At 40.4% G+C, this 21,502-nt stretch carries 21 protein-coding genes and 1 riboswitch; of the genes, 20 read left to right on the forward strand and 1 reads right to left on the reverse strand.

Annotated features, from left to right (window positions below; genetic code table 11):
- The first annotated feature begins 213 nt into the window (after positions 1 to 213).
- The 6 genes from BA79_RS01515 to BA79_RS01540 all read left to right on the forward strand — a co-directional run bounded on the left by BA79_RS01515 (position 214) and on the right by BA79_RS01540 (position 4,343).
- A complete protein-coding gene (locus tag BA79_RS01515; RefSeq protein ID WP_008348094.1) occupies positions 214 to 1,257 on the forward strand; it encodes a YkvI family membrane protein in 1,044 nt (347 codons plus the stop codon).
- A 71-nt stretch (positions 1,258 to 1,328) separates the two neighbouring features.
- Positions 1,329 to 1,373, forward strand: a riboswitch (PreQ1 riboswitch).
- Between the two features lie 158 nt (positions 1,374 to 1,531).
- Positions 1,532 to 2,188, forward strand: coding sequence for a 7-cyano-7-deazaguanine synthase QueC (gene queC, locus BA79_RS01520; RefSeq protein WP_008348090.1), 657 nt, complete (start codon positions 1,532 to 1,534; stop codon positions 2,186 to 2,188).
- Positions 2,189 to 2,629 (forward strand): 6-carboxytetrahydropterin synthase QueD, encoded by a 441-nt coding sequence (queD, locus tag BA79_RS01525; RefSeq protein ID WP_008348088.1) that lies wholly within the window; start codon positions 2,189 to 2,191, stop codon positions 2,627 to 2,629.
- Entirely contained in the window at positions 2,622 to 3,353 is a 732-nt protein-coding gene (gene queE, locus BA79_RS01530) for a 7-carboxy-7-deazaguanine synthase QueE (protein ID WP_008348085.1), read from the forward strand. The genes queD and queE overlap by 8 nt, the downstream gene beginning before the upstream one ends.
- Positions 3,354 to 3,368: 15 nt before the next feature.
- Positions 3,369 to 3,866, forward strand: coding sequence for a preQ(1) synthase (gene queF / locus BA79_RS01535; RefSeq protein ID WP_003211403.1), 498 nt, complete (start codon positions 3,369 to 3,371; stop codon positions 3,864 to 3,866).
- A 258-nt stretch (positions 3,867 to 4,124) separates the two neighbouring features.
- Positions 4,125 to 4,343: a hypothetical protein gene (locus tag BA79_RS01540; protein ID WP_035700544.1), complete on the forward strand. Its 219-nt coding sequence runs from the start codon at positions 4,125 to 4,127 to the stop codon at positions 4,341 to 4,343.
- Between the two features lie 124 nt (positions 4,344 to 4,467).
- Here the strand turns inward: BA79_RS01540 and BA79_RS01545 are convergent, their stop codons facing one another.
- Positions 4,468 to 4,656: a YkvS family protein gene (locus tag BA79_RS01545; RefSeq protein ID WP_003211747.1), complete on the reverse strand. Its 189-nt coding sequence runs from the start codon at positions 4,654 to 4,656 to the stop codon at positions 4,468 to 4,470.
- A gap of 167 nt (positions 4,657 to 4,823) precedes the next feature.
- Here BA79_RS01545 and BA79_RS01550 point away from each other — a divergent pair, with 167 nt between their 5' ends.
- The 14 genes from BA79_RS01550 (at position 4,824) to BA79_RS01615 (ending at position 21,470) form a co-directional block, all read left to right on the forward strand.
- On the forward strand, positions 4,824 to 5,018 hold the full coding sequence (locus tag BA79_RS01550) for a hypothetical protein (protein ID WP_008348081.1): 195 nt from the start codon (positions 4,824 to 4,826) through the stop codon (positions 5,016 to 5,018).
- Between the two features lie 306 nt (positions 5,019 to 5,324).
- Entirely contained in the window at positions 5,325 to 5,984 is a 660-nt protein-coding gene (locus BA79_RS01555) for a cell wall hydrolase (protein ID WP_008348079.1), read from the forward strand.
- Between the two features lie 113 nt (positions 5,985 to 6,097).
- Entirely contained in the window at positions 6,098 to 7,414 is a 1,317-nt protein-coding gene (locus BA79_RS01560; protein ID WP_007498728.1) for a polysaccharide biosynthesis protein, read from the forward strand.
- Positions 7,415 to 7,468: 54 nt separating this feature from the next.
- Complete coding sequence (gene stoA, locus BA79_RS01565) at positions 7,469 to 7,957, forward strand: endospore biogenesis thiol-disulfide oxidoreductase StoA (protein WP_008348077.1); 489 nt, start codon at positions 7,469 to 7,471, stop codon at positions 7,955 to 7,957.
- A 295-nt stretch (positions 7,958 to 8,252) separates the two neighbouring features.
- Positions 8,253 to 10,172 carry a heavy metal translocating P-type ATPase gene (locus BA79_RS01570; protein ID WP_007498723.1) on the forward strand — a complete coding sequence of 640 codons (1,920 nt, stop codon included), beginning with the start codon at positions 8,253 to 8,255 and terminating at the stop codon, positions 10,170 to 10,172.
- Positions 10,173 to 10,276: 104 nt separating this feature from the next.
- A complete protein-coding gene (locus tag BA79_RS01575) occupies positions 10,277 to 11,371 on the forward strand; it encodes a M24 family metallopeptidase (RefSeq protein WP_035700548.1) in 1,095 nt (364 codons plus the stop codon).
- A 292-nt stretch (positions 11,372 to 11,663) separates the two neighbouring features.
- On the forward strand, positions 11,664 to 12,653 hold the full coding sequence (locus BA79_RS01580) for a LacI family DNA-binding transcriptional regulator (RefSeq protein WP_035700550.1): 990 nt from the start codon (positions 11,664 to 11,666) through the stop codon (positions 12,651 to 12,653).
- Between the two features lie 55 nt (positions 12,654 to 12,708).
- Positions 12,709 to 13,563 (forward strand): glucose PTS transporter transcription antiterminator GlcT, encoded by an 855-nt coding sequence (glcT, locus tag BA79_RS01585; protein ID WP_017359435.1) that lies wholly within the window; start codon positions 12,709 to 12,711, stop codon positions 13,561 to 13,563.
- A gap of 202 nt (positions 13,564 to 13,765) precedes the next feature.
- Positions 13,766 to 15,865: a glucose-specific PTS transporter subunit IIBC gene (gene ptsG, locus BA79_RS01590; RefSeq protein WP_008348062.1), complete on the forward strand. Its 2,100-nt coding sequence runs from the start codon at positions 13,766 to 13,768 to the stop codon at positions 15,863 to 15,865.
- 93 nt (positions 15,866 to 15,958) lie between these two features.
- Positions 15,959 to 16,225: a phosphocarrier protein HPr gene (locus tag BA79_RS01595; protein ID WP_003211078.1), complete on the forward strand. Its 267-nt coding sequence runs from the start codon at positions 15,959 to 15,961 to the stop codon at positions 16,223 to 16,225.
- Positions 16,225 to 17,943 (forward strand): phosphoenolpyruvate--protein phosphotransferase, encoded by a 1,719-nt coding sequence (ptsP, locus tag BA79_RS01600; RefSeq protein ID WP_008348058.1) that lies wholly within the window; start codon positions 16,225 to 16,227, stop codon positions 17,941 to 17,943. Before BA79_RS01595 ends, ptsP begins: the two co-directional genes overlap by 1 nt.
- Before the next feature lie 98 nt (positions 17,944 to 18,041).
- Positions 18,042 to 18,284, forward strand: coding sequence for a transcriptional regulator SplA domain-containing protein (locus BA79_RS01605; RefSeq protein ID WP_035700553.1), 243 nt, complete (start codon positions 18,042 to 18,044; stop codon positions 18,282 to 18,284).
- 80 nt (positions 18,285 to 18,364) lie between these two features.
- A complete protein-coding gene (gene splB, locus BA79_RS01610; protein WP_007498710.1) occupies positions 18,365 to 19,393 on the forward strand; it encodes a spore photoproduct lyase in 1,029 nt (342 codons plus the stop codon).
- A 115-nt stretch (positions 19,394 to 19,508) separates the two neighbouring features.
- Complete coding sequence (locus BA79_RS01615) at positions 19,509 to 21,470, forward strand: methyl-accepting chemotaxis protein (protein ID WP_035700556.1); 1,962 nt, start codon at positions 19,509 to 19,511, stop codon at positions 21,468 to 21,470.
- The last annotated feature ends 32 nt before the right edge of the window (positions 21,471 to 21,502 follow it).

Consider the following 21,502-nt stretch of genomic DNA (forward strand, 5'->3'; position numbering starts at 1 on the left):
TTATTTGACCAATGAATGTTAAATAAAATGGTCTGTTGTTTGACCATCTTTGACTATAGTATACTCTGACCTATTTTGACTTTCAACTGTTTTGCTCATAGCTGAATGAAAAATCCTTTTTTGCATTTAATCATGGTTTGTCCTTCTTTTCAAGGAACTTGTCTCATAGGATAAAAAAGAGACAATCGAAAGTGATGGGTGCGGAGGGGTCATATGAAACGTTCAAATGAATCCGCTTTTCAGCTTGCCTTTGTATATGTAGGAACAGTGGTTGGAGCTGGGTTTGCGACAGGAAAAGAAATCGTAGAATTTTTTGTTCGTTTTGGCTGGATTGGATTGATCGGGATTTTGATTAGCGGTGTTATTTTTACCGGCCTTGGCGCAAAAATGATGCTGATTTCCAAACGAATTGAAGCGGAGTCTTATCAAGATATGAATCGGTTTTTATTTGGAGCTGCTGCGAGTCGATATATTAACATCGTCATGTTTTTTATATTACTAGGTGTGACGTCAGTGATGATTTCTGGCGCAGGCGCTATTTTTGAAGAACAACTTGGCATCTCAAAAGAATATGGTATTTTTTTAACGATTATTTTAAGTGTCATTGTCCTTTTTAAAGGGTCAAAAGGGTTATTTGGTGTCAATGTACTTGTCGTTCCAATGCTGATTTTCTTTTCGCTGATTGTGTTTCTAGACTCATTTGTGTTTAGTAGCGGTGAAAGCCACGTTCTGGGGCTGCAAATGGGAGAGGGCGAATGGATGTTGTCTGCGATTTCATATGGTGCATTTAATTTAGCGCTGTCTCAAGCCGTATTAGTGCCGGTCGCAAACGAAATGACATCCGAAGCCGTTATAAAAAAGGGAGCGGTGCTTGGAGGTCTGATGCTGACACTCATTCTGCTCGCCTGCTTTTTATCCCTTTCTTCATTAGAAATGCTGGAAGCGTATGATATTCCGATGGCCCAAGTGGTGTATCAAGTCGCAAACTCCATTCATCTCATCTATATATTCGTGATCTTTGGTGAAGTCTTTACATCCGTTATAGGAAATTTATACGGTCTCGAAAGACAAGTGAGGGCGTATATCCGATTGAACAGTACGTATACGATATCCTTTATTCTTCTTTGCTGCTATGTGATCAGTAAAATTGGATACGGTACACTCATTTCAACGGTTTACCCTGTTTTTGGCTATGTCAGTATCTTTTTTATCCTCTTCCTTTGTCTGAAAAAAGTGCCTGCATCAGGTGATAAGTAAAGAAGGGATAGCTTGTACACCAATTATGTGGTACACTATCCTCTGTGAAAATTGAACAAAAATCCGTGAAAACGGGAGAGGTTCTAGCAAAACCCTCTATAAAAAACTAAGGACTTGCCGTATCCTTGGATGTGGCATTTTTTATTTTTTATGGCTGGGACACCTCATACACATGTAAAGGTGTCTTTTCTTTTGAGAAAATAGGGGTTTTAATGAACCTTTCAGATGCAGCTTTGTGCGGTGGTACGGGTCTGCAAAAGGAGGAAAAGGAAAAATGAAAAATGAAAAAGCGGTCGTTGTCTTTAGCGGGGGACAGGACAGTACGACATGTTTACTATGGGCACTTCAACAATTTAAAGAGGTTGAAACGGTAACCTTTCATTATAATCAGCGTCATCAAGAAGAAATTGATGTCGCCAAAAGAATTGCTGACAAGCTAGGTGTGAAAAATCATCTATTAGATATGTCTCTTTTAAATCAGCTTGCACCCAATGCCTTAACAAGAGATGACATTGATATTGAAGAAAAAGAAGGAGAACTGCCTTCCACATTTGTTCCGGGGAGAAACTTAGTTTTCTTATCCTTTGCATCCATTCTAGCGTATCAAATCGGAGCACGTCATATTATCACGGGTGTGTGCGAGACAGACTTTAGCGGCTACCCAGATTGCCGAGATGAGTTTGTGAAATCTTGTAACGTCACGGTGAATTTGGCAATGGAAAAACCATTTGTCATCCATACGCCGCTCATGTGGCTGAATAAAGCTGAAACGTGGAAGCTGGCTGATGAACTGAATGCGCTAGATTTTGTGAAAAATGAAACACTCACTTGCTATAATGGCATCATTTCTGATGGCTGCGGGGAATGTCCTGCATGTAAGCTTCGGAAAAATGGCTATGACACTTATATGGACATGAAGGAGGCGAACTAAATGCTTTCTCAAATCTATCCACAGACGGATCACCCATTTTCGTTTGAATTGAATAAAGATATGCATGTATCGGCAGCACACTTTATCCCAAGAGAAGATGCTGGCGCCTGCAGCCGTGTACATGGTCATACGTATACGATCAACATTACGATTGCAGGAGATCATTTAGATGAGTCAGGTTTCCTTGTGAATTTCAGCACGCTAAAAAAACTCATTCATGGACAGTACGACCATACACTGCTCAATGACCATGAAGAATTCTCATCGAATGATCCATATGCGATGCCAACCACTGAGGTTGTCGCAAAGACTGTGTATGATAAAGTGGCCGCATATTTAACGACTTTAGCGAACAAACCAGTATGTGTTCAAGTTTTTGTCAGAGAGACACCAACAAGCTACTGCATTTACCGTCCGAAACGAGTTGAGCTCAATGACTAAAGCGATTCCTGTCTTAGAAATCTTTGGTCCAACCATTCAAGGAGAAGGAATGGTCATTGGCCAAAAAACCATGTTTGTCAGAACGGCTGGCTGTGACTACTCTTGCAGCTGGTGTGATTCATCTTTTACATGGGATGGATCAGCTAAGCATGATATTCAGTGGCTTCAGGCAGAGGACATTGTAAAAGAGCTGAAGAGAATAGGTGGAAAGGCATTTTCTCATGTCACCATTTCAGGTGGGAATCCTGCGCTTTTGAAACAAATGGAATCACTTATTGATTTATTGCATGAAGAAGGAATTGATACGGCGCTTGAAACGCAGGGTACGATGTATCAAGATTGGTTTTTGAAGATAGATGATTTAACCATTTCTCCAAAACCACCAAGTTCAAATATGAAAACAGATTTTACGAAACTAACGCGTATCATAGATGAATTGAAAAATGGAAACAGATTGCATCATGCAAGCCTGAAGGTCGTCATCTTTGATGATCTTGATCTAGCCTATGCAAAGGATGTCCATGCGAAATACCCAGAACTTCCTTTTTATTTGCAGGTGGGAAATGATGATACAACAACAGCTGATGATGCGTACCTATTGACGCACTTATTAAAGAAATACGAAATGCTTGTAGATCAAGTAGCGCAAGATCCTGATTTGAATCGTGTGAGAGTCCTACCACAATTGCACACGCTATTGTGGGGAAATAAACGAGGCGTATAGAAAGGAAGAAACAAAATGACGACAAGAAAACCAGAAGAATTAGAAGGTGTCACTTTACTAGGAAATCAGGGGACCAATTACTTGTTTGACTATGCACCACAAGTGCTTGAAACGTTCCCGAATAAACACACGAATAGAGATTATTTTGTGAAATTCAACTGCCCAGAATTCACATCACTTTGCCCGCAAACAGGGCAGCCAGATTTTGCGACCGTGTATATCAGCTACATCCCAAATGAAATCATGGTCGAAAGTAAATCATTAAAATTATATTTGTTTAGCTTCCGTAACCACGGTGACTTCCATGAGGATTGTATGAATATTATCATGAACGACCTCATTGAATTAATGGACCCAAGATATATCGAAGTATGGGGCAAATTTACACCAAGAGGCGGTATTTCAATTGATCCGTATACGAACTACGGAAAACCTGGGACAAAGTATGAAGAGATGGCATCGTATCGTATGATGAATCACGATATGTATCCAGAAACGATTGATAATCGCTAATTAATAAGAAAAGACATGCGGATGACATGTCTTTTTTTATGGAATAGATCATCATGGCGCATAAAAAAAGAGAAGAGTCATGTCACTCTTCTCATACCAATAGGAATAGAACTTGCTAGGACGGCTGGGGGCTACCAGCTCGTATGTATAGTATACACGACAGAACGTATGTTTGTAAAGGTGTATCGTGCTTTTATTCTTGATATATTTACTTTAAGATAAAATTGAAATGAGCGAATGGAAATGGGGGCGTTTGTGTTGGCAAACAAAGAAGACAAAACAGAGAAGCTACTGATGGAATTAAAGGAAGAGCTTCAGATGCTTGAACATCAAAACAAAGAACGATATAAATGGAGTGCCTCCACATTACTTGGAGTGATCGCCCTTTTAATTGATAAAGGCGTGATAACACCTGAAGAAGTTGACATGTACAAAACAAAAGCGGAAATGCAAACCTTTCACGCGCAAAAAGACTGACGCCACTTTATATGGTTGTCAGCCTTTTTCATATGTGATTGTCAAAAGAGAACAGAGCTGTCACACGAGTCAGCTTTGCTGTGTATATCCTTATGTAACGGTAGTCTGAATTGAGGATTGCAAATTAATGTACGGAGTCTTTGATGATTTTATAGTTTTTATGATTAACGACTGTTAGTGAATCCAGTTCTAAATCTCTATAGTTGTCCATAATGGTGACATCCACAATAACAGAGTTTTCATTCACTTTTTCAACTACACCTGTTAAACCATTTCTAAATTCGATCACATTCCCAATTTTTGCAATCTTCAACCGATCCCTCTCCTTTAAAAACAGATTTCATTCCCTATTAAAAAGTATTTTGCAATATTTTCATACCAATGTAAAGGATAAAGACGTTTTTCTTTCGTTTTCGTTGTACGCTTTGAAAACGAATGGTATATTTAATATTTGATCAAGGCTGAAAAGGAGCGGTTTTTTTGACTGAAGAACACATCAACACAATACTAGAATCATTACGGAATGGAACTGAAAAACAAGTGACCATTCAAAAGGATGATTTTTTAACATTTCGTTCTGTATTGGTCAATCAAGATGATTTTAAACATTTTCGCGGAATCGCCAAGCATGGTGGAGATGTTATTTTTGAATATCTTAAAGAAGCAAGAAGCTAAAGCTTTTTCTCATTCATGAGAAAAAGCTTTTTATTTTGGTTCTTTTGTCACACTTCAAACCAGCTTGATACATATGAAAAGAAAATGTAATAACCCATAATCAGGAGCATAAGGATGATTATAGGCTAAAAAGAGACTATGTTAAACGCTTACATTACCAGTTCATGCGTATTTCAACTAGGACATGCCATTTAATGACGGAATTTGGACAGGCATGAAAATCTTTGTGCGTGAAAATAGAAGAAGCTCTTGTTAGAGTGGACAAGTATCTTACAGCCTACATTGATTAAAGGAGGAATGAGGCGAATGATCAAAATTCATACAGCTCTTTTTGCCATCCTTATGCTCATCTCAGCGATCAAGATGGACAATATACAAGAGCAAGAAGGCACATTAAGTCAGAAACTTGAACAAGCACCTGTAAAGCATCAGCTTTCATATATAGATCAAGATGAAAAGCATACTGTGATCCCAGCGTTTTCAGAGGAGAAACATCAGCCGAAAGTGAAAATGCTAAGCACGTCAACAGAGGAGAAGGCATCAAAACCGAAGCCGAATCCGAAGAAAAAGGAAACGGCAAAGCCAGCAAGCTCAAGAAATCAATCACACTATTCTAATGAAGAAATGGACTTGCTTTCTCGGTTGGTACATGCCGAAGCAAAAGGTGAATCTTACGCCGGGAAAAAAGCGGTAGCAAGCGTCGTCTTAAACCGCGTGGAACACCGCTCTTTTCCTGACAGTGTCAGAGGCGTGATTTATCAGCGAAATGCCTTCCAGCCAGTATCAAATGGAAGTATCAATGATAAGGCAGACCAGGATTCCGTAAAAGCAGTGAAGCAGGTTGTCAAAGAAGATGACAGAACAACAAAGGCGATTTATTTTTATAATCCAAAAACGGCGACAGATAACTGGATTCGTTCTCGTAAAATTGTAGAACGCATTGGCCGTCATGTGTTTGCAGTGTAAAGAAAAGCAGCGATCAATCAGTCGCTGTTTTTTTGTCTTCAATTATTAAAATATTTTCAGGACTTGTCTCATAGAATGTGAAAAGAATTTGCTTTTAGACAAGGGGAGGCTACATGAATCGATTTGTAAAAGGGGTCATTCTGCTATCTGTCGCAGCTTTCATTGCTGAGTGTATCGAGTTTTTAGTCAATATGATTTTAGCGAGAGAGCTTGGAGAACATGGAATGGGTTTATATATGAGCATCCTTCCCATCATCATGCTTGTGCTTGTGATCGCCAGCTTAGAGCTGCCAGTCTCCATTTCTAAATTCATTGCAGAATCGCATGAGCGGCTTCATAAAAGTATGCTTCGCCATGCATTTAAAATGACGCTTGTGGTGACATGCACAACAACGTCAATAGCAGCCATTGTACTGCCTTTCATTCCTGTATTTCAATCGTATCATCCGCTGATGAAGGGCTTGGTTCTGTCACTCATTCCAATCATCGCATTTACTTCCATTGCACGCGGCTATTTTATGGGCAAGCAGCAAATGGGCAGAATTGCTCTAGCCAATATGTTGAAAAAAACAATCCAGCTTATCTGTTTGTTTTTGTTTTTTCATTGGTATTCGTTTGATATTGAAACAGCGGTGCTTATCGCGATTGGTGTGATTGTTGCAAGTGATCTCGTCGTCTTTATCTATTTATATTCCCAATACGTCATGGCGAAAAATGCTGTGAATGTCAGATCGGTTGAGTTAAGAGGGATTGACGTCAGAAAACGTTTGTTAGCGGTCTCCATTCCGACAACAGGTATGCGTATCTTTCATGCCATTGCCAATGCGATTGAACCGTTTTTAATCAAAGGAGCCCTCGTTGCAGCGGGCATTTCTGGTACGCTTGCTGTTGATCATTACGGAATGCTTGCTGGCGTAGCGATGTCGATCGGTTTTTTTCCGGCGTTTATCGCTCATTCCATTATGATTGTGATGATTCCGAATGTATCAGAAGCCTATGCCTTGGGGCAGTATGATCTCGTGAAAAAACGTGTCAGACAAGCGATTCTCATTACGTTTGGATATGGGGTGCCAGCCGTGATGATCATGTATTATTTCGCTTATCCGCTCACGCAGCTCTTTTTTGACTCACCTCAAGCAGCCGTCTATTTACAGCTGCTATGGCCTTACTTCTTATGCCACCTGTTCGTGATGCCGTTTCAAGCGTGCTTAATTGGTATGGGTCTTATTAAAGATGTGTTCCTACATAATATATGGGTGCACGTGGTGTCGTTCTCTATGGTGTATTTCCTAGGATCCATCGAATCCTTAAATATGATGGGCGTTATCTTAGGAATGAACACGGGGATGCTGCTATTAACGGCTTTGCATTATGCGACGATTTGCAAGGAACTCGGCGTCTCCATGTTTCTTACATTGAAAAAAGCTTGAATGTCATGTGCAGCTAGCGGGCAAGCTATAGGAAAATCAGGAAGGAAGATGCTGATGAATCGTAAATATCTACCCGCCAGTCTTCTCATGATGACCCTTCTTTTATTTCTGATGAACATAGAGGCTGAAGCAAAAGAGCCTGTCATGGCGCCGAGGATAGAAGCTCCTACATTAACAGGTGAAACGCAGGTGATCCCGGTGAAAGGGAAGCGGACCATTCTGCATTTTTGGACAACGTGGTGCCCATCCTGCAAAATGGAGCTTCCAGCCTTTGAACAGATTGTGAAAGAAAATCAAAGTGATGTAGACATACTGACTGTTAATTTACTTGGTGCTGAGCAAAGCAAGCATGCTGTTGCCCAATTTGTGAAAGACAGAAAGTTTACATTTCCGATCGTTCTCGATGAGCACGGCGAAATGATGAAGAAATACCAAATCATTACGATCCCGACGACTTTTTTCATCAATGAAAAGGGTGAAGTGGTCAAAAACCATGTAGGTCCGCTGACGAAAAAACAAATCAAAGAGTGGACTAATTCTTAGAACACAAGCTTTCTGTAAAGAACCAATGGTCGATCCGTTGGTTCTTTTTTGTGTTCAATTACCTTTCAGATGAATAAAATGTGCTCAGAAAGAGGAAGAAATGTCGGGTGCTAATAATGATAATTATTATCAAAAAGAAATTATAATAATTATTAATTGAAAATTGATCAGAACCTGTTATAATGAGTTACAGACCTATAAAAAGCTTGAAATAGCAGAAAATATAGATGGTAAACGGAACGGGCAACGATTGATAATGTGAAAATCATTATCAATTAGAGAGGAGAAAGTAATCATGAATGAGAATACAGCACTTTATCAAACGACAGATCAAAAGGGATCTAACTCGCTCTTTCATAAATGGGCACAGCACGGAGAATTAATCGCAGCAGGCATTTCGGGGATTCTCATCTTGATTGGATGGTTTCTAAAGGATGAAACGATGTGGAGTATTCCTCTTTTTATTCTTGCTTTTGTTATTGGTGGTTTTGCAAAGGCAAAGGAAGGAATTGAAGAAACCATTTCATCCAAGACATTAAATGTAGAACTTTTAATGATATTTGCTGCGATAGGCTCAGCGATCATTGGCTACTGGGCAGAGGGCGCCATTTTAATTTTTATTTTTTCGCTCAGCGGTGCGCTAGAAACGTATACGTCAAATAAAAGTAAAAAAGACTTAACGGCCTTAATGAGTATCGCTCCAGATGAAGCCACTTTAATTGAAGAAGATGGCACCACCATCCAAATCGCTGCTTCTTCACTTACGCCAGGCGATCGTATTTTAATCAAAGCGGGCGAACGAATTGCAGCAGATGGTGTGATCATGAGCGGAAGAACAAGTGTAGACGAATCTGCCTTAACGGGTGAATCGGTGCCTCAGGAAAAAGGGCAAGGGGAAGATGTGTTTGCAGGAACAGTGAATTTAAATGGTTCATTAACAGTAGAAGTAACAAAACATAATGAAGAAACACTTTTTCATAAAATCATTAAGCTTGTGGAATCTGCACAAGAAAGTGTATCGCCAAGCCAAGCATTTATTGAAAAATTTGAAGGTGCATATGTAAAAGGTGTACTCATCACTGTGGCGATTTTAATGTTCCTGCCTCATTTTGTACTTGGCTGGAGCATGAGTGAAACGTTTTACCGTGCGATGGTGTTTATGGTGGTTGCTTCGCCTTGTGCACTTGTTGCCTCAATTATGCCAGCAGCTCTTTCACTCATCTCAAACGGTGCAAGAAACGGTATGCTTGTAAAAGGAAGTGTCTTTTTAGAAAAACTGGGCACAAGTACGATGATTGCATTTGATAAAACGGGTACGATTACAAGTGGAAAACCAGCTGTTGAAAAAGTAGTTTTGGCAAAAGGGCAAGATGAATCGACCTTTTATCAAGCGCTCTATCAAATTGAAAGTCAGTCAAACCATCCATTAGCTAAAGCCATTTCTGATATGGCAAAAGAGCATCATACAGAGCGGGCAGCCCACGTAACCATTGAAGAAACATCAGGTTTTGGTGTGGAAGCACAATTAAATGAGGACACATGGCGGATTGGGAAGAAAGATTTTGCCGGAAAAGCTTCAATGGATCGTGACATTGAAGAGAATGGTGATGTTCTTTCATCCAAAGGATATACAGTTGTCTATGTTCAAAAAAATCAAGAAGTCGTCGGCTGTCTCGGTTTGAAAGATCAAATCAGACCTGAAGCCAAAAAAATGATTCAGGAGCTGAATGATTTAGGCATCCAAACCGTCATGCTCACAGGGGATCAGCAAAAAACAGCTGAAGCGATTGCAGAGGAAGCTGGCATCCAAACCGTTGTCGCTGAATGTCTTCCAGATGAAAAGGTACATGAAGTCAATCAATTGAAAAAACAAGGTGATTCGATCATTATGGTCGGAGATGGAATCAATGATGCACCTGCACTCGCCACAGCGGATGTTGGCGTCGCAATGGGCGGAGGGACAGATGTTGCTTTAGAAACAGCAGATCTCATTTTAATGAAAAATAACTTAAACAATCTAACAAAGATGATCCGTCTTTCAAGAAAGATGAACCGAATCATTAAACAAAACATCATCTTTTCATTAACAGTTATTTGTTTGTTAATCTGTGCGAATTTCTTACAAGTTCTTGATTTACCTTTTGGTGTCATTGGGCATGAAGGCAGTACGATTTTGGTTATTTTAAACGGACTTCGTTTGCTTCGTGCTTCTTAAGCAAATCACAAAAGCGCACTGGCTTTAGGTCAGTGCGCTTTTGTGCGAAATACAGTGAAAACTGATACAATAGATCAGTAGTCAAACGTGTGAGGAGGATCACGATGAATCGAATGAAAAACTTGTCTTCTTGGCTTAAGAAAAAAGACATTCAAGGTGCATTTATACATACAAAGGAGAATGTATTCTATCTATCTGGATACTTTACAGAGCCGCATGAAAGAGTGATGGGGCTGTTTGTTTTTCAGGAAGCAGATCCATTTTTCATTTTGCCTAAGATGGAAGTTGAGCAAGCAAAAAATGCGGGATGGGCTGGAGATCTCATTGGATATGAAGACCATGAAAACCCCTTTGATTTCATACAAAAGGCACTAGGAAAACGAGGAGTAAAAGCGACTCGCCTAGCGATTGAAAAAGAATCCATTCCTTTGCAAAGAGCAGAGCAGCTTCAAGCTGTCACTTGGGCAGAAACATTCGTCCGGGCAGAAGATGTGCTCAATCAGCTAAGACTAATTAAAGACGAAGCTGAAATTGAAACATTGAAAAAAGCTGCTCAATTGGCAGACGAAGGCGTCAAAATTGGGGTACATGCCCTAAAAGAAGGGGTGACGGAAACCGAAGTTCTTGCTGTCATCGAATATGAACTGAAGAAAAAAGGCATTCAGGGCATGTCCTTTTCAACCATGGTACTATTCGGAGAAAAATCAGGAGAACCTCATGGAAATCCGGGGCAGGCAGCCTTGAAAAAAGGTGATTTTGTTTTATTTGACCTCGGCGTGATTGTGGATGGCTATTGTTCAGATATTACAAGAACCTTCATCTATCAAGAAGCGACTGAACAACAAAAGGATATTTACAACACTGTCTTGAAAGCCGAATTGGCAGCACTTGATATGAGCCAGCCGGGTGTGAGAATTGGTGACCTTGACTTAAAAGCAAGAGGGCTGATCGCAGAAGCAGGGTATGGCGAATACTTCCCTCACCGTCTAGGGCATGGACTCGGGGTTTCTGTTCACGAGTTCCCTTCTATGAGTCAAGCAAATGATGACCTTCTAAAAGAAGGGATGGTCTATACGATCGAGCCGGGTATTTATGTACCAGGAGTCGGCGGGGTTAGAATTGAAGACGATGTTCTCATTACAAAAGATGGCCCAGTCACCTTAACCAATTATCCAAAAGAGTTGACGATCATCAAGTAATGAAAAAAATCACGATGAACGTCCAAGTATTGGGAGCGTCATCGTGATTTTTTTGTCACTCTTTGCGATCCTTATCAACAAAAAAATCATCAATTGATTGAAACGGCTTGATTTTATGTTCTTTTCCTAAAGGATGTAGTGCGAATCGAGCAGAAAACAAAATAGTCAAACATAATATGATCCATATGATAATACCCATCTTGAATTCCCCTTTCCACCCAGTGATTTGTTCAGCTCACATACATCTTAAAGTATGAAACGCTTACCATATCAAGAGAAAGTAGGAGAAAAAATGCCTAACATAAGGGATATTGCGAAAAGAGCGGGTGTATCTGTTACCACCGTATCACGAGTGATGAATGATCATCCTTATGTCAAAGAAGAAAAGCGAGAGCGCGTACTTAGTGCGATGAAAGAGCTCAAATATACACGGAATATTCAGGCAGTACATTTAGCAAAGGGATATTCCAATATGCTTGGAATTGTACTTCCGACAATTGATCACTCCTATTTCAGCGGAATTGTCACAGGGATTGCAGAGAAAGCACAGGAGTGCGGAATGCATTTTGCCTTGTTTCAAACAGGATATGACCCAGTAAAGGAAAAAGAAGCATTAATGAGCTTAAAAGAGCAACGTGTGGATGGTTTAATCTTTTGCTCAAATGCGTTAAGTGATCGAGACATTTTAAAGTGGCAGGAATCTGGTCCTATTATCTTTTGTCATCCTACTCCGCATGATCCATGTTCATCGGTATCGATTGCGCATGATCAGGCTTTTAAGGAAGGGCTTGAACACTTAGCGGCATGCGGTCATGAGCGAATCGCAATCGCTCTTGCTAGAACAGAAGGGGAGAATAGCCAAGTTCGCATTCAGACTTATCAAGAAATGATGCGGTCGCTTGGGCAGGAGATTGATGAGGAATGGATCATTGAAGGAAAACTGACCATTTTTGATGGCAAGCAATTATTTACAGAATGGAAAGAGATGAAAAATCGTCCGACAGCCTTACTGATTACAAACGATGATGTCTCAGCAGGTTTTTTACTAGAAGCACAGCGTCACCAAATAAACGTTGGAGAATCACCAGCCATACTTGGCTTTCAAAACGATCAATTGAGTGAAGCATTGGGGATTTCTAGTATAGACATTCCTCTTAAACAAATGGGGCAGGAAGCATTTGACTTGTTCAAGCAAGCATTACAAGGTGAGGCACCAGAAAAAAGAGTGCTGTCATATCGACTCGTTGAGCGCACAACGACTATTTTGAAAAACAATCGTTGACGCACGTTTCATCTGTTTTGTACGATAAGAAGGATTGAATAAGAAGGAGGTGGGGATGTTCATGGAATCCTTCACCGTTGATAAAGCGTTAAATAATAATGTCATCATCGCAAAACACCCTTCTTTAGGTGAAGTGGTCCTGATTGATAAAGGGATCGGCTTTGGGAAAAAATCGGGTGACGTTCTCGATCAAGCGGCATTTGAGAAAATGTTTGTGTTAAAGAATACAAAAGAGCAAACAGAATACAAACAATTGCTGCACCACATAAATGAGGACATGATTGAGCTTGCCAATGACGTCATTTATCATATACGAGAAAAAATGGGGCATCGTTTAAATGAGCATATTCATATTGCACTGACAGATCATATTGCCTTTAGTTTTAAGCGAGTTAAGCAAGGCTATGATATCACCAATCCTTTTATGCTTGAAACGAAATCCTTATACCCGAAAGAATACGAGGTCGCAAAGGAAGTCGTGGAACTGATAAATGCGCGGCCAGATGTTGAAACAAAGCTGCCCGAAGGAGAGATTGGCTTTATTGCGCTCCACATTCACTCTGCTTTAACGAACCGGCCTTTATCCGAGGTCAACCGTCATTCACAGCTCATGACACAAATGGTCCAAGTCATAGAAGATGCATTTCATATGAAAGTAGATAGAGAAAGTATTCATTATTTACGCTTACTGCGCCATATTACGTTTTCGATTGAACGTATAAAACGGGAAGAATCATTAGAGGAGCCAGAAAAGTTGCTTCATCTATTGAAAAATGAATATCCTTTATGCTACAATACTGCTTGGAAAATGATCAAAATTTTGCAACATGCATTGAAAAAGCCTGTACAAGATGCCGAAGCTGTCTATTTGACACTTCACCTGTACAGATTGACGAATAAAATTTCATAGTTTCCTTGAAACGTGTAACTGATTCGATCAGGCATGAGTGACTTAAGGTAAATACAGGATAAGATCCTGTTATTTGCGCAACCTTATATCACCATGCCCTTTTTGTGTTCTGAAAGTGAAATGTAAACGGTTAATTATGAAATGTACGTCAGTGTGTCATTGAAATGCATGTTGTAAGCGAAAACAAAAGGAGGTTCAACCAGTGTTTAAATCACTTTTTGGTGTGTTGCAAAAAATTGGACGAGCACTTATGCTTCCAGTTGCGATCCTTCCTGCTGCTGGTATTTTACTAGCACTCGGAAATGCGATGCAAAATCCGCAGCTGATTGATGTCGCTCAATTTTTAAGCAATGATACAATTCAGCTTGTTGCTAGTGTTATGGAGAATGCGGGGAATATTGTCTTCTCGAATCTTCCGCTCCTATTTGCTGTAGGGGTTGCCATCGGTCTTGCCAATGGAGACGGTGTGGCAGGGATTGCCGCGATCATCGGTTACCTTGTCATGAACGTAACGATGAGTGCCGTATTAATGGCCAACGGTTCCATTCCATCCGATTCAATCAAATTGGCTAAGTTCTTTAAAGAAAGTCATCCAGCGTATGTGAATATGCTCGGCATACCGACCTTGTCTACCGGCGTGTTTGGCGGGATTATTGTCGGGGTATTAGCCGCTTATATGTTTAATAAATTTTACAAAATTGAGCTCCCGCAATATCTTGGCTTCTTTGCTGGTAAGCGTTTTGTTCCAATCGTTACGTCGATTTCAGCACTTATTTTAGGGCTTTTGATGCTCGTCATTTGGCCGCCAATCCAAGGTGCATTGAACTCATTTTCAACTGGACTGCTTGCAGCGAATGAGCCGCTAGCTGCCTTTGTATTTGGTGTCATTGAACGCTCATTAATTCCGTTTGGTCTACACCACATATTCTACGCACCATTCTGGTATGAATTTTTTAGCTATAAGAGCTTATCAGGAGATATTATCCGTGGTGACCAGCGTATTTTCATGGCGCAAATCAAAGATGGTGTTCAGCTGACAGCCGGTACATTCATGACAGGGAAATATCCGTTCATGATGTTTGGACTTCCAGCAGCAGCACTTGCGATTTACCATGAAGCCAAACCTAAGAATAAAAAACTTGTAGCAGGAATTATGGGGTCAGCGGCCCTTACTTCTTTCCTAACAGGGATCACTGAACCGCTTGAATTCTCATTCTTGTTTGTTGCACCGATATTATTTGCGATTCACTGTGTATTTGCTGGATTATCCTTTATGATAATGGATATTCTAAACGTGAAAATCGGGATGACCTTCTCAGGAGGGTTAATCGACTTCTTCCTATTTGGTATCCTGCCGAATAGAACCGCTTGGTGGCTTGTCATTCCAGTCGGTCTCGTACTGGCTGTCATTTACTACTTCGGATTCAGATTTGCGATTCGCAAGTTTAATTTGAAAACGCCAGGACGAGAAGATGAAGCAGCTGACGGTGCAAGCAGCACTCAATCTGGAAAAGGCGATGACTTACCTTATGAAATTCTTGAAGCAATGGGTGACCAAGAAAACATTAAACACCTAGATGCTTGTATTACGCGTTTACGTGTCACTGTAAATGATCAGAAAAAAGTGGATAAAGACCGCTTGAAAAAGCTTGGCGCTTCAGGTGTCCTTGAAGTAGGAAATAACATCCAGGCCATCTTTGGTCCACGCTCTGATAATTTAAAAACACAAATGCAAGACATTATTGCAGGGCGCACACCTCGACCAGCGAAAGACCCTTCTGCAAAAGAAGAAGTTAGCCAGCAGGTTGAAGAAGTCATTGCAAAACCGCTTCAAAACGAACAAGGGGAAGAAATGTTTGCTTCACCAATTACAGGGGAGCTGCATCCAATTACAGATGTGCCAGATCAAGTATTCTCAGGGAAAATGATGGGTGACGGTTTTGCTATCTTGCCAAAAGAGGGAACAGTGGTTTCACCAGTAAGAGGAAAAATCTTAAATGTGTTCCCAACAAAACACGCCATCGGCCTCCAGTCTGATGGTGGACTTGAAATCTTGATTCACTTCGGGATTGATACAGTCAGCCTCAAAGGAGAAGGATTTGAAGCATTTGTACAAGAGGGAGATCAAGTAGAAATCGGTCAAAAACTTTTAGAGGTTGATATTGATAAAATTAAGTCAGAAGTACCATCTTTAATGACACCAATTGTATTTACAAACTTAAGTGAAGGACAATTTATTGACCTTCAAGAATCCGGTGAAATCAAAGCTGGCCAAGAAAACATCATGAAAATTTCAAAATAATTTTCATAACTGCCGTTCTTGTTAGATGACAAGCTCGGCAGTATGATATAATATTGTGGATGTATGAAATGTATAAAAAGGAGATTGATAAAAATGGCTCAACAAACATTCAAAGTAACTGCAGATTCTGGAATTCACGCACGTCCTGCAACAGTTCTTGTACAAACTGCTAGTAAATATGATGCTGATATCAACTTAGAATATAATGGTAAAACAGTGAACCTGAAATCTATTATGGGTGTAATGTCTCTAGGAATTGCGAAAGGTGCTACAATCACAATCTCTGCTTCTGGTTCTGATGAAAATGATGCACTTGCTGCGCTAAAAGACACAATGAAAAGTGAAGGCCTAGGCGAGTAATGCAACAACTGAAAGGAATCGGTGCTTCAGCAGGCGTTGCGATTGCAAAAGCATATCGTCTAGAAGAACCAGATTTAACAGTTCACCAAAAAGACATCAATGATCCAGAGACAGAAGTGAAACGCTTTGAAGAAGCAATTCATGTTTCAAAGCAAGAACTTGAAGCAATTAAAGAGCATGCGCTAAAAGAACTTGGCCAAGATAAAGCGGATATTTTTTCTGCACACCTTCTTGTGTTAAGTGATCCAGAGCTGCTCAACCCAGTGAAGGATAAAATCACATCGGATAAAGTAAATGCTGAATTTGCTTTAAAAGAAACAGCAACAATGTTTGTCACGATGTTCGAAGCAATGGACAATGAATACATGAAGGAGCGTGCAGCGGATATTCGCGACGTTACAAAACGTGTCACTGGTCATTTGCTAGGCGTTGACATTCCAAACCCAAGTATGATTTCTGAAGAAGTCATTATCATTGCTGAAGATTTAACACCTTCTGATACAGCTCAGCTGAACAGACAATTCGTCAAAGGTTTTGCGACAGATATCGGTGGTCGTACTTCTCACTCAGCGATTATGGCTAGATCAATGGAAATCCCAGCAGTTGTTGGGACAAAAGAAGCAACAAAAACAGTGAAAAACAATGATCTAATCATTGTTGATGGTATTAGTGGAGACGTCATCATTCAGCCTTCTGAAGATGAAGTGAAAGCGTATCAAAAAAAGCATGAAGACTACTTAGCTCAAAAAGCGGAATGGGCGAAACTTGTTGACCAACCAACGGTCACAAAAGACGGCGTTCACGTAGAGTTAGCTGCGAATATTGGAACACCTGAAGATGTGAAAGGTGTACTTGAAAATGGCGGCGAAGCAGTTGGATTGTACCGTACAGAATTTTTATACATGGGCAGAGATCAGCTCCCAACAGAAGAAGAGCAGTTCGATGCGTATAAAACCGTTTTAGAGAAGATGGAAGGCAAGGCTGTGGTTGTCCGCACACTAGATATTGGTGGCGATAAAGAACTTCCTTACTTGCAGCTTCCAAAAGAAATGAACCCGTTCCTTGGCTATAGAGCGATCCGCCTTTGCCTTGAAGAGCAGGAGATTTTCAGAACACAGCTACGCGCGTTACTTCGTGCAAGTACATATGGAAACTTGAAAATCATGTTCCCTATGATCGCGACGTTATCAGAATTTAGAGAAGCAAAAGCTATTTTACTTGAAGAAAAAGAAGCATTGGTTGCTGCTGGTACAGAAGTATCTGATTCAATTGAAATCGGAATGATGGTAGAAATTCCATCAACAGCTGTTATCGCAGATCAATTTGCAAAAGAAGTAGATTTCTTCAGTATTGGAACAAATGATTTGATTCAATACACAATGGCTGCTGATCGAATGAACGAACGAGTGTCTTATCTTTACCAGCCATACAATCCAGCTATTTTACGCCTCATAACGCTTGTGATTGAAGCAGCGCATAAAGAAGGTAAATGGGTTGGCATGTGCGGTGAGATGGCAGGAGATGAAATCGCAATCCCGCTCCTACTTGGATTAGGATTAGATGAATTTTCAATGAGCGCAACATCGATTCTTCCAGCAAGAACGCAGTTAAGCAAGCTTTCTAAGGAAGAGGCTGCATCATTTAAAGAGCATATCTTATCACTGAGCACAACTGAAGAAGTGGTTGATTTCGTGAAAAAAACGTTTCAACATAACTAGGTGATGTAAACCAGACAGGTCAAACTGTCTGGTTTTTTTGTCGAATTTTATCATAATCAGTCATATCGCTTGCAGAGAAGGGCATCCTAACATAAAAAATGGAGGTGACCAGTTTGTCTTTCTCTAACTATAAGCCGGGTGATCAAGTATATGTCATTTATCGAAATCCACATGCAGCCAATGTCGCACAAATTAAAGAAGCGGAAATCGTTTCACATCCTTACAATGAGCAAGAGCTTGCGCTATTTCTACTTGAAACATATCACCCATTAGCCCCTGATGATGCCGTATTTCCAACATACGAAGAAGCAGTAGCCCTTTATCAAGATCTGTTTGAATAAGGGAGATTTTAGAAAGGATAGAAGCCATCCTGAGAGGTTAAAGTAACGGTATGAACCTATAAGGTAAGGATGTGCTAATTATGATCAAACCGTTCGTTCCCCAGCTTGTGTATATTGAACCTCGGGCGCTAGAGTACCCATTAGGACAAGAGCTGAAAGAAAAGTTTGAAGGCATGGGAATTGAAATTAGAGAAACAACCTCACACAACCAAGTGAGAAATATTCCGGGGAAAAATGATTTGCAAAAGTACCGTAATGCAAAATCGACGCTCGTTATCGGCGTGAGAAAAACCTTGAAATTTGATACATCTAAACCATCTGCAGAGTATGCCATTCCGTTTGCGACAGGATGCATGGGGCATTGCCATTATTGCTACCTGCAAACGACGATGGGGAGTAAGCCGTACATTCGTACGTACGTCAATGTAGAAGAGATCTTAGATCAGGCTGAACAGTACATGAACGAGCGTGCACCTGATATCACGCGATTTGAAGCCTCGTGTACATCCGATATCGTAGGAATTGACCATTTGACTCACACACTCAAACGAGCGATTGAATACTTTGGCCAAACCGATCTTGGCAAACTACGCTTTGTTACGAAATTTCATCATGTAGACCATTTGTTAGATGCAAAACACAATGGGCGAACAAGATTCCGCTTTAGTATCAATGCCGATTATGTCATTAAATATTTCGAACCTGGAACATCACCACTCGATCAGCGGATTGAAGCGGCTGTAAAGGTAGCAAAAGCAGGCTATCCACTGGGCTTTATTATTGCCCCTATTTACATTCATGAAGGGTGGCAAGAGGGCTATAAAGTCCTATTTGAAAAACTCGATGCAGCTCTCCCTGAAGAAGTGAGACAAGATATCACCTTTGAAATGATTCAGCACCGTTTTACAAAACCGGCGAAGCGTGTCATCCAAAAAAACTATCCAAAAACAAAACTAGAACTAGATGAAGAAAAGAGAAGATATAAGTGGGGTAGATACGGAATTGGAAAATATATCTATCAAAAAGATGAAGAACAAGAACTTAGGCAGACATTAGAATCATATATCGAACAGTACTTTCCGTCTGCAAAAATTGAATATTTTACTTAAAACAAGTCATTATGGCTTGTTTTTTCTATTTAAATTTTCTTACAACTATTGAATGCGGTACCAATTTTGCCGATATACACATTAAGATGCGAAAGTAGGATGTAGGGGTGATGAGATGTTTAAGAAACTTCAAGTGAGAATAGCTGTTTTCATCTCAGTTATTTTAATTTTAACCGTTGTCGCAGTTCAAGTGGGTTCCAATTTAGTATTAAGACCACTGATTGAACGAGATGCGAAAACAACGACATCAGCAACGGCAGAAAGCATGAGAGACATCATAGCACTAAAGCTTGAGAATTACGGTGATACGATTAACAAATTGGCAACAAGTACACTTACTGAAGATTTTGCACAAAAACAAACAAAGCAGACATTGGCATTTGAAAACGATGAATTAAAAGGATTGCAGGAGCAGGATGAACTCATCTCGCTTGCCTATATAGGAACAAGTGATGGTAAAATGTTCGCTTTCCCGGAGTCCGATTTTGGTGAAGGGTATGATCCGTCTAAACGAGACTGGTATATTCAAGCAGCTGAAAAGCCTGACGAAGTCCTATGGACAGATCCGTACATTGATAAAGCAACAAATGAAATGGTCGTTTCAGCCACGAAGGCGATCGTACGAAATGGGAAAGTAGTCGGTGTCGCTGGACTTGACTTGAAACTGGCTTCCATTCAGTCTTATATAAAAGAACAAAAGATTCCTTATATGGGAACGGCTTTCTTAGTTGACGGCACAGGGACCATTTTGGCACATCCAACAGAGCAAGGAAAAAATATCTCAAAAGTCGCTTCTGTGAAAAAAGCGATCGACAACTCGGGTATTGATGATGACAAACAGCTGACCGTCATCTCAAAAATTAAAGAGGCAAACTGGACGATCGGTGTGAGCTTCGAGAAAAAGAAACTTCTTTGGATCACTGAACAAATGAATCAGACAAGTATCATTATTTCTGTCATTGCCATTATACTTGCCATGATTCTAAGCTACTTATTGGCTAGAAGCATTACAACACCAATTAAACGCCTCATCGAGCATGTTCGTAAAGTGTCTGAAGGCGATTTAACCAGCTCGCTTGAGTCGAAGTCTCAGGATGAGATAGGTTTCCTGACGAAAAGCTTTAATCAAATGACTGAAGGTATCAGGGACTTAATTGAAAAAGTGAAAGAGTCTTCAGATCAGGTTGTGAAATCAACGGATGAAGTGACCCAAATTTCAAACGAGACCTTGCTATCTAGTGAACAGATTGCAACGGCTATTCAAGAGGTCGCTGTAGGAGCGACGAAACAAGCATCAGAAGCGGAAACCATTAATGAAAAATCAGAGCATTTGTATGAAAAAGTTCGTCATATGGGTGAGCTTGCCACGCAAATGCAAACCAACTCAAAATCATCGGAAGATGCAAGCTATAGAGGACTTGATGCTCTTGGTCTGCTCGTCCAAAAATCAACACAAGCGAATGAAGAATCGAAGAAGGTAGAGCAAATGCTGCTTGACCTTGAGCATAAAACAAAAAATATTGAAAACGTCGTAACAGCGATTTCTGAAATCTCAGATCAAACGAATTTACTCGCACTGAATGCAAGTATTGAAGCAGCGAGAGCAGGAGAAAGCGGAAGAGGATTTGCTGTTGTTGCAGAAGAAGTCAGAAAGCTGGCTGAACAATCTGCGGAATCAACGAAACATATTAGTGAAACCGTAAAACTCATTCAAGATGAATCGAAAAAGGCAGCTGAAGCGATGACAGCAGCAAGCAAAATGAATGAAGAACAAGGTGATGCCATCAATTCAACAGGAGAGGCACTCAGCAGTATCACAATGGAAATGCAGGCACTTGTCGGCTCCATTGACAGCATTCATACACAAATCAATGAAATGACTGAAGAACAGCAGAAAATGAATGATTCCATTCAAAGTATTGCGGCCATTTCACAAGAATCCGCCGCTTCAGCTGAGGAAGTACATGCTTCGACAGACGAACAAGTACAAGCTTTAGAAAGAACGAAAACATCAACAGAAATGTTGAACGAATCAAGTCAGGCACTGCGTCAGGCAGTCAATCGGTTTAAACTATAATCTTGCAGAAAAGAACCTTGCCATGTGAGCAA

Origin of the sequence: Bacillus altitudinis 41KF2b (assembly GCF_000691145.1) — a bacterium.
Taxonomy (GTDB): Bacteria; Bacillota; Bacilli; order Bacillales; family Bacillaceae; genus Bacillus; species Bacillus altitudinis.